General features: G+C 67.5%; 17 protein-coding genes and 4 pseudogenes. 10 read left to right on the top strand and 11 right to left on the bottom strand.

Going from position 1 to position 14,043, the window contains the following annotated elements; all coding sequences use genetic code 11:
* Nucleotide 1: 1 nt before the first annotated feature.
* A complete protein-coding gene (locus ACWC1K_RS38510; protein WP_450837600.1) occupies nt 2-1,339 on the top strand; it encodes a DUF6519 domain-containing protein in 1,338 nt (445 codons plus the stop codon).
* A 34-nt stretch (nt 1,340-1,373) separates the two neighbouring features.
* Here ACWC1K_RS38510 and ACWC1K_RS38515 read toward each other — a convergent pair whose 3' ends face one another.
* The 3 genes from ACWC1K_RS38515 to ACWC1K_RS38525 all read right to left on the bottom strand — a co-directional run bounded on the left by ACWC1K_RS38515 (nt 1,374) and on the right by ACWC1K_RS38525 (nt 2,737).
* On the bottom strand, nt 1,374-1,721 hold the full coding sequence (locus ACWC1K_RS38515) for a hypothetical protein (protein WP_450837602.1): 348 nt from the start codon (nt 1,719-1,721) through the stop codon (nt 1,374-1,376).
* 303 nt (nt 1,722-2,024) lie between these two features.
* Nucleotides 2,025-2,351 (bottom strand): hypothetical protein, encoded by a 327-nt coding sequence (locus ACWC1K_RS38520; RefSeq protein WP_450837603.1) that lies wholly within the window; start codon nt 2,349-2,351, stop codon nt 2,025-2,027.
* The gene (locus tag ACWC1K_RS38525; RefSeq protein WP_450837605.1) at nt 2,348-2,737 is read right to left on the bottom strand and encodes a hypothetical protein; all 390 of its coding nucleotides are present in this window, start codon (nt 2,735-2,737) and stop codon (nt 2,348-2,350) included. The genes ACWC1K_RS38520 and ACWC1K_RS38525 overlap by 4 nt, the downstream gene beginning before the upstream one ends.
* A 251-nt stretch (nt 2,738-2,988) precedes the next feature.
* Here ACWC1K_RS38525 and ACWC1K_RS38530 point away from each other — a divergent pair, with 251 nt between their 5' ends.
* A complete protein-coding gene (locus ACWC1K_RS38530) occupies nt 2,989-3,531 on the top strand; it encodes a peptidoglycan DD-metalloendopeptidase family protein (protein ID WP_450837606.1) in 543 nt (180 codons plus the stop codon).
* 224 nt (nt 3,532-3,755) lie between these two features.
* Here ACWC1K_RS38530 and ACWC1K_RS38535 read toward each other — a convergent pair whose 3' ends face one another.
* Nucleotides 3,756-4,106 carry a hypothetical protein gene (locus ACWC1K_RS38535; RefSeq protein ID WP_450837607.1) on the bottom strand — a complete coding sequence of 117 codons (351 nt, stop codon included), beginning with the start codon at nt 4,104-4,106 and terminating at the stop codon, nt 3,756-3,758.
* Nucleotides 4,107-4,205: 99 nt separating this feature from the next.
* Between ACWC1K_RS38535 and ACWC1K_RS38540 the strand changes: the two genes are divergently transcribed.
* Entirely contained in the window at nt 4,206-4,694 is a 489-nt protein-coding gene (locus ACWC1K_RS38540; protein WP_450837608.1) for a hypothetical protein, read from the top strand.
* 211 nt (nt 4,695-4,905) lie between these two features.
* A complete protein-coding gene (locus ACWC1K_RS38545; RefSeq protein WP_450837609.1) occupies nt 4,906-5,091 on the top strand; it encodes a hypothetical protein in 186 nt (61 codons plus the stop codon).
* A gap of 47 nt (nt 5,092-5,138) precedes the next feature.
* Here ACWC1K_RS38545 and ACWC1K_RS38550 read toward each other — a convergent pair.
* A pseudogene (locus tag ACWC1K_RS38550) lies at nt 5,139-5,246 on the bottom strand (AraC family transcriptional regulator); the annotation flags it as partial.
* 10 nt (nt 5,247-5,256) lie between these two features.
* Nucleotides 5,257-5,700, bottom strand: a pseudogene (locus ACWC1K_RS38555) (cupin domain-containing protein); the annotation flags it as partial.
* A 32-nt stretch (nt 5,701-5,732) separates the two neighbouring features.
* Here ACWC1K_RS38555 and ACWC1K_RS38560 point away from each other — a divergent pair.
* Both ACWC1K_RS38560 and ACWC1K_RS38565 read left to right on the top strand, forming a co-directional pair.
* Nucleotides 5,733-5,870: a hypothetical protein gene (locus ACWC1K_RS38560; RefSeq protein WP_450837611.1), complete on the top strand. Its 138-nt coding sequence runs from the start codon at nt 5,733-5,735 to the stop codon at nt 5,868-5,870.
* Between the two features lie 33 nt (nt 5,871-5,903).
* Nucleotides 5,904-5,987, top strand: a pseudogene (locus tag ACWC1K_RS38565) (transposase family protein); the annotation flags it as partial.
* Between the two features lie 34 nt (nt 5,988-6,021).
* Here ACWC1K_RS38565 and ACWC1K_RS38570 read toward each other — a convergent pair.
* Nucleotides 6,022-6,445, bottom strand: a pseudogene (locus tag ACWC1K_RS38570) (MerR family transcriptional regulator).
* 55 nt (nt 6,446-6,500) lie between these two features.
* Between ACWC1K_RS38570 and ACWC1K_RS38575 the strand changes: the two are divergent.
* Together ACWC1K_RS38575 and ACWC1K_RS38580 are read left to right on the top strand one after the other, a co-directional pair.
* Nucleotides 6,501-7,520, top strand: coding sequence for an SDR family NAD(P)-dependent oxidoreductase (locus ACWC1K_RS38575; RefSeq protein WP_450837613.1), 1,020 nt, complete (start codon nt 6,501-6,503; stop codon nt 7,518-7,520).
* 77 nt (nt 7,521-7,597) lie between these two features.
* On the top strand, nt 7,598-8,182 hold the full coding sequence (locus ACWC1K_RS38580; RefSeq protein ID WP_450837615.1) for a hypothetical protein: 585 nt from the start codon (nt 7,598-7,600) through the stop codon (nt 8,180-8,182).
* 267 nt (nt 8,183-8,449) lie between these two features.
* Here ACWC1K_RS38580 and ACWC1K_RS38585 read toward each other — a convergent pair whose 3' ends face one another.
* Nucleotides 8,450-8,650 (bottom strand): hypothetical protein, encoded by a 201-nt coding sequence (locus ACWC1K_RS38585; RefSeq protein ID WP_450837616.1) that lies wholly within the window; start codon nt 8,648-8,650, stop codon nt 8,450-8,452.
* 446 nt (nt 8,651-9,096) lie between these two features.
* Between ACWC1K_RS38585 and ACWC1K_RS38590 the strand changes: the two genes are divergently transcribed.
* Nucleotides 9,097-10,530, top strand: a complete 1,434-nt coding sequence (locus ACWC1K_RS38590; protein ID WP_450837617.1) for a glycoside hydrolase family 43 protein — start codon at nt 9,097-9,099, stop codon at nt 10,528-10,530.
* 660 nt (nt 10,531-11,190) lie between these two features.
* Nucleotides 11,191-11,862: an alpha/beta fold hydrolase gene (locus tag ACWC1K_RS38595; protein WP_450837619.1), complete on the top strand. Its 672-nt coding sequence runs from the start codon at nt 11,191-11,193 to the stop codon at nt 11,860-11,862.
* Nucleotides 11,863-12,138: 276 nt separating this feature from the next.
* Here ACWC1K_RS38595 and pyrE read toward each other — a convergent pair whose 3' ends face one another.
* The 3 genes from pyrE to ACWC1K_RS38610 all read right to left on the bottom strand — a co-directional run bounded on the left by pyrE (nt 12,139) and on the right by ACWC1K_RS38610 (nt 13,945).
* Complete coding sequence (gene pyrE, locus ACWC1K_RS38600) at nt 12,139-12,666, bottom strand: orotate phosphoribosyltransferase (protein WP_450837621.1); 528 nt, start codon at nt 12,664-12,666, stop codon at nt 12,139-12,141.
* A gap of 261 nt (nt 12,667-12,927) precedes the next feature.
* On the bottom strand, nt 12,928-13,374 hold the full coding sequence (locus ACWC1K_RS38605) for an NUDIX domain-containing protein (protein ID WP_450837622.1): 447 nt from the start codon (nt 13,372-13,374) through the stop codon (nt 12,928-12,930).
* 181 nt (nt 13,375-13,555) lie between these two features.
* Entirely contained in the window at nt 13,556-13,945 is a 390-nt protein-coding gene (locus ACWC1K_RS38610; protein WP_450837624.1) for a hypothetical protein, read from the bottom strand.
* Between the last annotated feature and the right edge of the window lie 98 nt (nt 13,946-14,043).

Here is a 14,043-nt window from a genome sequence, read left to right on the forward strand (position 1 = left end):
CATGCACGGCGACTTCTCCCGCGTCCTCTTCGATCCCGCCCGCCGTTTCTCCTCGGTCCTCTCCCAGCAGGGCCGGGTCCAGCTCGACGCCGAGATCAACGAGCAGACGGCGATCCTGCTGCACTACATGCGCACGCTCGCCGCCGACATGCTGGGACCTGCCGCGTATCCACCCGCCGCAGGCGGGGATGATCTCGGCGGGTTCGGGATCGACAGATTCGACGGGGAAACCTTCAGTGTGGCGCCAGGTCGCCTGTACGTCGACGGCATCCTGTGCGAGTGCGACGGCACGGATTACTGGGGCCAGCCCGACGGTCACCTCGAGCCCGAACAGGGGGAGGACCGGCTGCCGTCGGGGCCGTTCCTGGTGTACCTGAGGGTATGGGAGCGGCTGATCACCACGGTGCAGGCACCCTGGATCCGCGAGGTGGCACTCGGCCCCAACGGCCCGGACACGACCGCACGCACGCGCGTGGTGTGGCAGGTGTGCCAGCTCCCGCTGGTGCGCGATTCCTTCACACCGGACATGCGCAGCGCCGCGAACTTCCTTCGGGACCACATCCGGCGCGACTTCGAGCCTCGCGGCCTGCTCGCCGCCCGGACTCGGCGCCCCGAGGAGCACCTGGCCCCGAGCGAGCTGCCCTCGTCCTCCGGCTACCGGGGTCCCGAGAATCAGCTGTACCGGGTCGAGGTGCACCAGGGCGGCAGGGAAGGGACGGCGACGTTCAAGTGGTCGCGGGAGAACGGCTCGGTCGTGCTGCCCGTCCGGAGGATCGACGGTGCCACGGTCGAGCTGGAGACGCTGGGCCGGGACGACAAACTCGGTGTGGGCATGGGAGACGTGGTGGAGATCGTCGATGATGCGGTCGTGTGCCGCTCCGCGTCGGACCGGCCCGACGCGAGGCGCGGACGGCTGTACACAGTCCGCGACGTCGACTACGCCGAGTATCGGGTCGAGCTCGACGCCGAACCCGCCGACGATGCCGGCATGCGCCGGTCCCTTCACCCCTTCCTGCGCCGCTGGGACAGCGAGTGCGGAGAGGAGGGAACGGCCCTTCCCGTACGGGAGAACGCGTGGCTGCCGCTTGAGGACGGCATCGAGATCCGCTTCTCGCCCAGCGACGAGCAACCCCGCATCTACCGCCAGGGCGACTACTGGCTCATCCCGGCCCGGCTGCTCACCGGGGACGTCGAATGGCCCCGCAGCCAGGAGGGCGAGCCGCTGCGGCGCCGCCCGCACGGGGTGCACTATCACTACGCACCGCTCGCCTACATCGATCCGCGCGGCGACGACTTCCAGCTGATCGATCTGCGGGTGCCCTTCCCTCACCGGCGGTAGCCCGACGGGGCGGCCGATGCGCGGCAGAGAACACTCAGGACCGAACGAGGAAGACCATGAAGATCGCCCAGGCGACGAAGAGCAGAACGACGAGCGCAATCACGCCCCAATGTGTGCCGCCGGTCGAGACCTCGGCTCCGGTGGTGAGGTTCCGCAGCTGCTTGACCCGCAGTGTGCCGTGTTTGGCCTTGCCCTCGGCGCGTACCCAGTCCCCTTCGTTGACTGCGCCCTGGAAGGAGTCCCCGCGCATCGCCACCGGGACCAGTCGCACCGGGCGCCCGTCACGGTCGTACACCTCCACACGGAAGTCGCAGACAATGGTCGTACCGGTGTTCCCGCCACTGCCACGCACCTCGGTCCGCAACTGCACGTTGCGCGCCACGCCCTTGACGGTGCCGCTGCCTTGGAGGGTGCCGACGGGGAGCGGGGGAGCCCACGGAGGAGGCGGGGTGACGGGCGGTGGAGGCGGTGGAGGCTCCGGGGGCGGCGGCTCCGGGGGCGGCGGGGGCGGCGGCTTCGGCCCCGCGAACACGGTCCACGGCCAGTGCCGCCCGCCTCCCGTCCCGGTCTCTTGGCCCTCGTCGTACGCCGGAAGGCGCGCACCGCAGTTGCGACAGATCTGCGTGTCGGGCGGTGCCTCAGCTCCGCACCGCTCGCACTGCCAGGCTCCATCCACGGTCGTGACCTAGTCGACCCGGTTGGTGACGTAGTAGAGGGGCTGTGTCTGGCCTGAATTCACCGAGCCAGTCGAGCCGTTGCCCGGCCATACGGCCGCGTCGACGCCGCCCGAAGTGCTAGTCGTGATGTACAGCTGGTCCGGGTCCCCGCGGACGGCGTCGATCGCCGCGATGGCCTGAGGGAACGACTGCACGAAGTCCCCCGCGGAACGCACACCGAACTCGCTCAGCGGGACCTTGCCGGCCAATACGCCCAGCGCCTCGTTCACGGTCGCGTCGGTGCCGGTCGCCGCATGGACGCAGGAGACGTCGAGAATCGTTGCGGTCGCGGTCATGGATCTGCTCCCGTCGTGCTTGTGCCGCCTTCGTTCCTGGGCCCCGCCGTTGCTGGACCCCACGATTTTGTCGCCACGTCCTGTTGCCGACGATGGCACTGCTGGATGTTCTTGACGATCTCCCCGATGGTGCCTACCCGGGCAAGGGTACGGACGGCCTGGAATCCCGTCTCCTCGTCGGGGAAGACGGCAAAGTTGTCATTGTGTTTGCCGGGGTACACGCCGTAACTCACGGCCTCGCTGGAGCTGACGATGTTCCCGGGATTTTGATCGTTCCAGGCGATGCTGCCTCCCGTGCGCATCACGTCATCACAAAAGTCGTGGTCGACACCGAGAATGCTGATGACATCGCCTGGTTCCGTGTCGGACTCGTTGGCCCAGGTCATAGCAGTCTCCGAGAGACAGGAGCGCGGCTAAGGGAATCAGGACGGGGTATTCACAACCGCCCGAGCACGGGTAAATCGGTTAGCCGGGAAGTAATCCCAGTATAGGTGCGGCCTTCGCGAGAAGCCACCGCAGGATTTGTTCAGGATTCCACCAATCCCCTCCCCCGGGAAGGTAATTGCAGTCGCCATCGACCAGGCAGGACTGGAGACTGGAACGAGGTTGGGCCGGTGACTCGAACAAGGAGCAGGACGTGTCCGCATTCACCATCGACATGTCGAACCCGTTCCCCAGCGGCTTCACCGGCGGCCTGGGCGGGCCGGGCACGGGAGGTCACCAGTCGCCGAACTGGTACATCCAGTACGGCATGGATCTCGGCGCCCCTGCGGGCACGCAAGTACTCGCCGCTTTCGACGCCCACATCACCAAGTACAGCCCACATGACCCGGCCGTCGACAGCAGCAAGGTCTACGGCGCTCAGTTGTTCATGCGCTCCCCCAACGACCAGATGGGCGGCTTCTACACCCACCTCACCAACGTCCCGGACGGGCTGGGCGTCGGCACACAGGTCTCCCGCGGGGACGTACTCGGCGAGGTGTACGAGGTCGCGGGGACCGACACCCATCTCCACCTGGCGCTGGTCGAGATCATCGGCGGCGCGCCCGACGGCGCGTACCAGGGCGTGGATCTGTACCGGATGTTCTTGGACACGGCGAACTCCAGCACGGTCACACCGGTCACCTTCAACCAGGACGGCTCGCCTCCTGTCCCCGGCGCCGGGGACGATGGGGGGTAAATCGTCCACCTCGGGTCGGTCCACGGCGCACCAGAGTCTGGCTGTGACGTTCCCTGCCCGACAGGGACTGTCGCAGGACGGCGTGTAGACGGGCACGTTGAGGCGCTGGCGGCGGCCCTACAGGAACAGGGATCCTCGACCGACGGCGCCTGACCGCCGGCTGGACACCGCGCGCCGAGCGGCCATGCGCGGTTTCTCTGGGGGCCGTTTCCGGGCTTTGCCAGTCAGGCGAGCCGGGCATCGAAGGCCTGGCGGGTCAAGAGCGATCTGCACAGTCTTCTGAACGGGGCGCCCACGCAGTCGGTCCATGTCGTCCTCTGCGCGTTCCGTACCGCGGCCGTATCGACCGTCTGCTCGGTCGCGTCCGCGAGTACGAGCGCGAGCCAGGTCGCGGTGGCCGTCGTTCCGCTGGCGAGCAGGACGATACGGTCCGTGCCGTTCTCGTCTGCATCGGCGCGGGCGGCCGCCGACGCGACGCGGCCGGCAGGCGAGTCGACGGGGCGCGGCGCGGCGCGGCTCTCGGGGTTCATCGACGTGCGGATCAGCTCCATGACGGGCTCGTGAGAGATCGCCATCTGCCCATCCTGGCATGCGAGTTCACTCCGATGCGGGGGGCGGCCATGCTCCTCGAAAGTCTCCCTGTTACCCGGGACCGTGGTGTTGGATGCACAGGCATGAGCGGACCGACGGACTGGTGGGCGAATCTTCTTCAGGGCGCTCTGAGCGCCATGATCGGTGGCTTGGTCGCAGCGGTGACCGCCTGGGCGGTTGTGACGGTCACCAACAGGCACGCACGTCGGCATGCCGCGCAACAGCACGCGGTTTCCGCCGCGCAGGCCGCTCTTGCTGAGGTCGATGTGCTCTTCACGTCCGTCCTCGCCATCAAGCCCTGGAAACGTCGGCTCTTCGAGGACGGCTGGAAGAGGGAACTGAACGCAGCAAACTCCCGCTTCCTCATCCGAACGAAAGGTCACCAAGCGGTGATCGCCTCGGTGGATACAACCTTCGCGGCCCGGGTGAACGAGTTGCGGACAGCCATGATCGAGGCAGCGCCACACTCCGAAGATGACCATGAACGCTGGCGAGACCAGGACGCCGGCAACTTCTTCGAGGCAGGCCAGCGTCTCATCCGCGAGATCACTCAATGGCTTGAGAACCGCTGACGATCTAACTGCAATTGGCAGGAATCTGACGGGAGTTGACCGCTCCAGCCGTTCTCACTGCCGTCACTGTGACGGTTCGCTGAACGCTCCACGGGGTCTCCGGCGACGCTGACCTGCCGGGCGTGCCAGGGGGTCGCATTGCCGGTCACGGACAGCGTCTGCCAGCGGGGGTGCTGCTCGGCGGCTTGTTGTTCCCGTCGCCGGCGGCACCTTGATCGCGCGAGGGACCGCCCCGGAGGCGCTCTGCGGCGCCCGGCACCGTCTCCAGCGCGCGCAGGGCTTCGGCGACGGGACGCCGAGCGGCGTGATTGTCTGCGCACGCGGCCAGGAACTGCAACAGCTGGCGCTCCCGGCGTTCCTGACTGCGGGCCAGGCACCGTACAAGGGCGAGCCGTAGCCGATGGTGTCGGCGATCTGGGCCAGGCTGAGGTCGTCGGCGCGCAGGTGGTCGCGGGCAAGGGTCATGCGCCATTCGGTCCAGTACTGCATGGGGGCTTGGCCGAGTGCGTCCCGGAACGCCCGCGCGAAGGCGGCGCGGGACAGGCCGCTGATCGCGGCGAGTTCAGGACTGTCGAGGGGTGGGCCGCGTTCTCGTGCATGGCTTGCAGCGCGGCGCCCAGCCGGGGGGGTCCGCGGCCGCCCGGTACCAGCGCGGTGCGGTCGCGCTGCTGCGGAAGTCGCTGCGGATGGCCAGGACGAGCAGCAGGTCCAGGAGGCGGTCCAGGACGATCTGCTGGGCGAGTTCGCTGCGGACCAGCTCCCGGGACAGCAATGTGATCACGTCCCGCAGCGGGTCGTCGTCGGCTGCCGAGAGGGTCATCACCTGGGGCAGGGCGTCGAGCAGCCCGGCGCCGACATCTCCGGAGAACTGGTAGGCGCCGCGCAGGAACACGGTGGCCTGTGGGTTGTCCCCGGGGTTCATCTGGGCGTGGCGTGCCCGGAATTCTTCCGCATCATCAAGGAGCCCGCAGGCCCCGCAGCCAGCGACGCGATGCGCACGCGCTACGCGGCACGGCCGGCCCTTCCCGCGGAAGAGGCATGAGGCGTTCGAGACCCTGCATGGAGGCGGGCAAGGCGGTCATCGGTATCTGCCTCGATGCCCAGCGCGTCGGGGAGTCGCTCGGCGCGGCAGGGGGCGCCCAGCCCGAACACGGAGATCGGCTCTCCTTCCCGTGAGACTCACCGACGCCAGCCGCGCACGCACACCCCTTGGCGACGGTCTACTACCGCACGAACCTGACCACGCGGCAGCTTGCCCCGCTGTTCGGCGTCTCCCCGGCCGCCGTCTGCCGGTGATCCAGCGCCGACGCGACTGCCCGCGCCTGCCTCAGGCTGTCGGGTCCCAGAGCCCGCCGGCTTCGCCACGGGCGAGGTGCTCGGCGTAGACGCCGACCTTCCAGGCGATAACGGAACCGGCACTCCTCCAGCGCCCGGATCTGTGCATCGACGCGCTGTCGATGGGCATCGAGCAGGCTCAGGCGTTCAGCCTCGTTGCCCGGTCCGTGGCGTACCAGTTCGGCGAAGTGCTTGAGGTCGGCGAGTGGCATACCGGATTCGCGGAGCTTGACGCAGATCAGCAGCCAGTCGACATCGAAGGAGGTGTACCGCCGTCTGCCGCCCGATGTGCGCTGGACCGGCCCGACGAGCAGACCCTCGCGCTCGTAGAAGCGCAGAGCGTGCACGCTCAGTCCGGTCCGCTCGGCCACCTCGCCGATGCTCAGCGACTGCGCGGCAGCCTCGGTGGTCGTCATGCCGCTCACTCCTGGACTTGATCTAGACCTCGCTCTAGATCCTAACGTCAGCGGTATGACCTTTACTGATCAGCAGCCACTCGGCTCGCCCTTCTCGGCCGTCACCACCGCTGAGGACATCGTGGCCGACCGTGACCTTTTCGGCAGGACCGCTGTGGTGACCGGGGGTTACTCCGGGCTCGGTCTGGAGACCACCCGGGCTCTGACGGCCGCCGGAGCCCGGGTCGTCGTTCCCGCCCGCCGCCCTGACGTCGCCCGTGCCGCTCTCCAAGAGGTGAAGGGTTGCAAGGTCATCCCCATGGACCTGGCCGACCTCCACAGTGTCCGCTCTGCCGCTGCGCACATCAGCGGCTGTCTCGACCGGCTCGACCTCTTGATGGCCGTTGCCGGAGTCATGGCCACCCCGGAGCGACGTGTGGGGCCCGGCTGGGAAGGCCAGTTCACCACCAACCACTTCGGACACTTCATGCTCGCCTGCGAGCTCTACCCGCTCCTCGCCGCCGCAGGCGGAGCGCGGGTCGTCGTCAACAGCTCCGCCGGACACACACTGACCGGCATCCGCTGGCACGACCCGCACTTCCGCACCGGCTACGACAAGTGGCTGGCCTACGGCCAGGCAAAGACCGCCAACGCCCTGTTCGCCGTGCACCTCGACGCCCTCGGGCAAGGCGATGGAGTCCGCGCGTTCGCCGTTCATCCAGGCAAGATCATCACCGGTCTCCAGCGCGAGATGGCCCTCCAGGAACAGATCGACCGCGGCTGGGTGGATGAGCACGGCAACGTGGTCGGCGCGGACTTCAAGACCCCCGCCCAGGGCGCCGCCACCGGCCTGTGGGCCGCCACGTCCCCGCTCCTCGACGGCCGCGGCGGGCTCTACCTGGAGGACTGCGACATCGCCCGCGTCTCCGCCCCCGACACTCCCATGGACGAAGGCGGCGTCCGCGCGTACGCCGTCGACCCCGACGGCGCCGCCCGGCTCTGGGACCTCTCCGTCGCTGCGACCGGCGCCACGCCGTTCACGGCCGCCCCGGGCCAGCCCGCAACGCGATCCGCCGCCAGCGGCACAGGGATCTAGAAGCCATCTCATTTTGGTCCGGCGGCGCGCCTGAATGCGGGTGGTCCTGAAGGAGGGCTGTGTCGCATGATCATGCCATGACGAGTCCTGCCGCCTTCCGGGACCAGACCAACTGGTCCGGTGGCTACTACGAGTTGGCCATAGAGGTCGGGTCGAGTGACGATGCCCAGATTCAGGCCGTCCTGAGTGCTCTGTGGTCCGCCGCCGACGTGCACGGGTGCTTCGGGCAGAGAGACCATGAACCTGAGGAACAGGATCCCGTGCCCTGCACCGTGGGATCACTGGCCGAGTTCGGACACCTCCACGGTCAAGTCCGCCTGCCGACAGGCCAACTGGTCGTCTGCGGTTGTGTGGCTGTCCGGGGCGGTGATGAAAGCAGTGACTGGCTGGACTTCTACGTCCCCGTCGGTGCGTTGGACAACGCCGGTCTGGCCTACTGGGACGGCCGGCCCTTCTTCCGATCCGACGTGACGGACGACTGGCTGGCCGCTATCGGCAAGGAGACGTTCACCAGAGCGGCCTTCAGCTTGGGGGTCGTCGGGTTCGAGGTCTCCGGCTGCTCGGACGCTGCAACCCTGGCGGGCCAGATGCCAAAGGAGCGAGGCATCGGATACCTGCTTCCCGAAGATGGCACCCTCCACTACGGGCCTGCCAACACCTGAGCGCGCACTCAGCTCCTCCCGGACTCGAGTCTGCGGTAGCAGATGATGGTGCAGGCGATGCTCGCGAAGGCGAGGAAGTGAGCGGCTTTGCGTTCAGCGCGGCGAGCGCGGTGGTTCTGCGCATACGGCGGCGTCCCGGGGGGCCGGGCCTGCTGTCGTGTCCGGGCGGAGCAAGGATGCGGGACATGCGCATGAGGTCTCCCGAGGAAGTGGGTGGGTGACGCCCGGGTCCCGGCGGGCCCGGGTGGCGTGTGGGCTGAACGGCGGTCAGGTGGCCGGCATCAGCCACCACTGCCGGCAGTCGTCGTTCAGCCAGGGCCACTGCCGAAGGTCCGTGCCGTCGGTCGTACCGCAGTCCGCGGAGTTGTTGGCGTAGTGGGCGATCCAGTTCCCGGTGCCGTCAGTCGCGGACGCGGGTCCCCTGCGCAGGCAGGCGCCTGGATCAGGGTCACCGCGCTGGTCATCCATGACTCGGGATGCGACAGGCACGTGACGCTCCCTCATCGAACCGGATCGCGCTGAAGGGAAGTTGGGAGCCGCCTGTGCGGGTGTCCATACTTCGCGCACGCCCTCGGAAACACATCAGAAATCCGCACCCCGCCCCTTCATGCCCCCGGAAACCACGTATGTCGAAAGTATTGACGCGTCCAGTTCCCCCCACTTAACGTCTGCTCGATCTTACGAACATCGTTCGATTTTTCGGACAACTGGCGTCGTTCGGAAGGATTGTCTACGAGGCGTCCCCCCGGCCAAAGGACCGCAGAAGCAGAAGTCCCACGAGAACAGCATGCCGGCGCAGCACTGCGTTCCGCGTCGTGCGGTGGCCGCGTCGGTCCCGTCGACGCCGAGAGCGAGCTACCGCCACCACCGCACCGCCCCCGCTGGTGGCACCCGCAGAAAGACAGGAAACGTACATGCGCACTCTTCTCTCCCGGCTGTCGGCGCTACTGGCCGCCGCCTGCCTCCTCTTCACAGGCCAAGTCCTGACCGCACCCGACCGGGCAGCGGCAGCCGACCCCGGCTACCTGATGGTGCACTTCACCGGGGAGGGAGCGACCAACCAGCAGATGTACCTCTCGCACAGCACCGACGGCCTGCACTGGAACGACCTCAACGGCGGCGGCATGGTCCTGCGCTCCACCGTCGGCACCAAGGGCGTACGCGACCCCGCATTCGTCCGGTCCCCCGACGGCAGCAAATACTGGATCATCGCCACCGACCTGTGCATCAGCTGCGGCCAGGACTGGAACTCCGCCATCAACAACGGCAGCCGCAACCTCGTCGTGTGGGAGTCCACCGACCTGGTCACCTGGTCACAGCCGTGGCTGCTCAACGTCGCCGGCGCGATCCCCGACGGCCGCAACGCCTGGGCACCCGAAGCGATCTGGGACCCCGAGAGCAACGACTACGTCCTGTACTGGGCCACGAACGTCCCGTTCAACGGCGTCAAAAAGCACCGCATCTTCGCCGCCCACACCAGCGACTTCCGCACCATCACCACCCCCCAGCTGTACATCGACCGCCCCGGCACCCAGGAGATCATCGACACCCAGATCATCGAAGTGCCCCCGGGCGTCGGCAACTACCGCTATGTGCGGGCCTCCGGTGACGGACAGATCACCCTCGAAGGCAGCAACTCCATCCTGGGCACCTGGACCAAGCTAGGCGACCTCTCCGGCATCGGCCTGACCGGGTCGATGGTCGAGGGCCCGATGTGGATGAAGTTCAACGGCACCAACAAGTGGGCGCTCTACCTCGACCAGTACGCCACCAACCGCGGCTACATGCCCGTCACCACGACCGACCCCTCCAACCCCGCCGCCTACCAGCAGCTGGCGTCGACCAGCTACAACATGGGCGGCACCAAGAAGCGCCACGGCTGGATCATGAACCTCACGGCCGCCGAGGAGAGCCGCGTCCTCGCCCGCTGGCCCAACACCCCGGCCAACCGGCTCCAGTCGTTCAACTTCCAGGACCGCTACGTCCACCACACCAACTTCGACGTGCGCATCGATCCGAACGTCAGCCCCGTCGAGGACTCCCAGTTCCGGCTGCGGCCCGGTTTGGCGGGCACCGGCACCGTCTCCTTCGAATCGGTGAACTACCCCGGCTACTTCCTGCGGCACGCCAACTACGACTTCCAACTCGTGCACAACGACGGCAGCAGCCAGTTCGCCGCGGACGCGACCTTCCGGCAGGTCGCCGGGCTCGCCGACTCCACCTGGTCGTCGTTCCAGTCGTACAACCACCCCGACCGCTACATCCGCCACTACGCCTACGAGTTGCGCCTCGACCCGATCACCACCGCGACGGCGCGCAGTGACGCCACCTTCCGCGTGACGAGCTGACCCGACACCGACAGGGATGCCGGCGCCTCCCGGGAGAGCGCCGGCTCCTTCCGGAGGCATCCTGGTATCCGTACGGGCAGCCACCCCAGGTTTTGCAAGGTAGTTGGGAGCGGCTGTGGGGCGCTTCGAGCGCCCCTCGGCCGGCCCCTGGGGACCGCGTCCGCACCTGCGCGACGCACCATTGAGGGGGCGATGGGGATAACCGCAGCACGCACGGCAGCAGTCGTGCCGGCCACATGGACCACGCTGATCTTGCTCCTGCTTGCGCCGTCGCCCCTGCCAGAGCATTGGCGCTACTACATCTGCTCTCCAGCGAGCGTGGGCCTGTGGCTGCTGGCCATGCTCGTTTCGCCCCTGCCGTGGTCTGCACCGTGAAATGGCCATGGATCAAGTCGGGCGGCAGGTGAACCTCGGGGTGCACACGAGCCCGCCGACCACCCCTTAAGGCCTGGTCATCAATGAAGTTGCGCCGTCTTGAAGTAGCTGGTCAAGGAGCTGGTGTGGCGTCGGTTCAGGACGCTCGGACCGGTCGTGGGCGGATGTCCAACGGGTAGATCTCTTGGCAGTGGTGGCGTCGAGGTCCGTCAGGACGAGCAGGACTCCTGCGAACTGCCCATGCCGTGAAGGAATCAGCGTCATGGGGGCATCGTTCATGCCTGCATGACGACCTTCGTTCTCGTTCCCGGCGGCTGGCGCGGCGGCTGGTACTTCTCCGGCTTGGCCGACCGGCTGCGCGCCGCCGGACACCGGGCGCTGACCGTTACACCCACCGGTGTCGGCGACCGCGCCCACCTGAACTCGGCCAACGTCAATCTCGACACCCACATCGACGACGTGCTCGCCGTACTCGCTACCGAGGAGGTCAGCGACGCTGTTCTCGTCGGGCACAGCTACGGCGGCATGGTGATCAGTGGTGCCGCCGACCGCGCCCCTTCCGGCGTGGTGCGCCGCCTGGTCTACTGCGACGCCTACGTACCCGAGGACGGCCAGTCCTGTTGGGACCTGACCACCGATGCCTACCGCAGCCGGTTCCTGGACGGTGCGGCGGCGGACGGTTACGCGGTCCAACCGCCGTCCGGCAGCGACCCGCGCGTGACCGCACATCCACTGGCCTCTTTCCTCCAGCGGATCCGGCTGGACGCGGCCGGCCTGCGTGACGTCAAGACCCGGGATTACGTGTATCTGTCCGGGTGGGCCGGCACGCCCTTCACCACCGTCCGCGACCGACTGGCCAACGATCCAACCTGGCGTGTCCACACCCTGGTCAGCGGCCACGACGTCTGCAGGGATGCCCCGCAGGAGTTCTTGGAGATCCTTCTGCTGGGCGAATAGCCACGACGCGGTGCGCGGACGTCCTCATCTGTCGTGTGGTTCATCCGGCAGTGATGGCGTCGAGGTTCGTCAACACGAGGAGGGCGCGCAGGAGGTGGGTGGCGCGGGCGGGATCGGTGCAGGGCGAGGACGTGCGAGCCGTGGCGGTGGTGTTTGCTGCAGGAACCGGGCGGCCGACAGCACGTCGGAAGTCGATACGACGGACGATGCGGTGGGTGTCTTCTCGAGGACGCAAGACCGTGAGCTCCCCGCGACAGAGTCCCCAGTTCGCGCCGGTCAGGCGGCAGCGGCCCGCAGATCCGCTGCCGTCAGCAACGACAACAGCCTGATGCCCTCTGCCGCGAGGGCATCAGCACCGCCTTGCTCACGGTCAATCACGCACAGAGCCTCATGCACCTGAGCCCCCAGCCCACGCAAGTCCGCGGTCGACAGCACGATCTGTCCGCCGCTGGTGACCACATCCTCAACGACCAGCACACGACGACCCTCGACGTCGGCACCTTCGGCAAGACGGCACGTGCCATACGGCTTGGCCTGTTTGCGCACGAACGCACAGGGCAGACCCGTGTGTCGGCCGAGCGCGGTCACCACCGGAATGCCGCCCATCTCCAGACCGGCAAGCACCTCCGTGTCCGACGGCACCAGCGGAGCCATCCGCTGGGCAATCTCGTCCAGCAGGACGGGATCGCCTTCGAAGCGGTACTTGTCGAAGTACTCCGTGGCAGTACGTCCAGACCGGAGCGTGAAATCCCCGGCCAGATGAGAGACAGCATGGATACGGCGAGCAAGATCAGAATGTGTCACAGGCGTCCAGTCTTCCAGCAGTCCCGGGCAGCCTGCACACCGGCTCCCTGCACGGAGCCAAGTCCCAAGGCCCCACTGTTCTTGCCGACACCGTGAACACGGAGCCGACACCGTGAATACCAAACACCCCTGCGGCCTGCGGCCGCAGGGGTGTTCACATTCCCTTGCGTCCACAACGGCAGTGACGCCGACGTGCTCATGCAGCATGTCGGGCAACACACGGTCCGGAAGGGAGCCGTGGGGGCCTCTGGGCGGGGTGCCTCATACGTCCAGACGATCCAGCCAGGCGTCTTGACCATCCGCCAAGCCGAAGGCCAGGGGCAGTGGCTCAAAGCGGCAATGGAACGTCATGCCGTTGTCGCGACCTGCGCCCGTCACACGGTGGTCCCACGCATCCGGGACATCTGCGTCGCCTTCCACTGCCAGTTCGAAGAAGGTGGTGTGGCGGGGGAAGCGGCGGATCGGGTGCGGGGTGTGCTCCTCAGCGACGGGCCGCAGGACCCGGACGCATGCCAGCCCGCACTCCTCTGCCACTTCCCGCAGCACAGCCTCTTCCAGAGGCTCCCCTGGTGCCACACCCCCTGCCGGAACATGCGTGCCGGGTGGCAGGTCTGCATCGTGGTCGAACACCAGCAGCTCCACCGGCCGTCCCGCGCGGCGTCGCAACACATAGGCGGCCACCCGGAGGCGTAACGTCAACTCCTGCATTCCCGCAGCGTAAGGGCTGCACTGCCCGATCACGTGAGATACCCAGATCGGGGAGACACTCCCTAGATGATCAATTCCAAGGGATGCCTGCGGAGGGTGTGGGGTGGGCAGCGGACGAAGCCACCGCGAGACGGTCAGACGGCGGGCTGCCGGCCATGGTTGTCGAGGTGGCAGCGGGCGGTCAGGCGTCAGGGTCGACTCCGGGGTGCGTGAACCGCACGGGCTTGCCCAGCGACCGGGCGTAGGCGATTTCGGCTCGGGTGCTGTCTCCGATGTAGTCGCCGACTACGAACACCTCATCAGCGAGCCGGATCTTCGCCCGGTGCAGATCGTCGAGTCGAGCCTTCAGCGCCTCGGCCTCGACAGGATCGGACCAAAGTTCGTGCGGCGACTTCATGTCACAGCCCGGCTTGACGACAATCCTTCCGGCTTTGGTCTCCCGCAGATCGGCCTCGTTCATCTCGGTCATGAAGCGGGTGGAGCCGCAGATCACGACGATACGCGGGAGGCTCAGCTGCTTCTTCGCGTCGGCGAGCTTCTCCTCGGGGGTGAGCAGTTGCGGGTATGACACTGGTTCCTCCTGGTGGTGTGGCCCAAGGTGTGCCTGCGGAGACGAGAACGAGGCACTCTATGCGACGACCGACGACATCCTGAAGGAGCATCCTGGGC

The sequence above is a fragment of the Streptomyces sp. NPDC001492 genome, assembly GCF_053597275.1.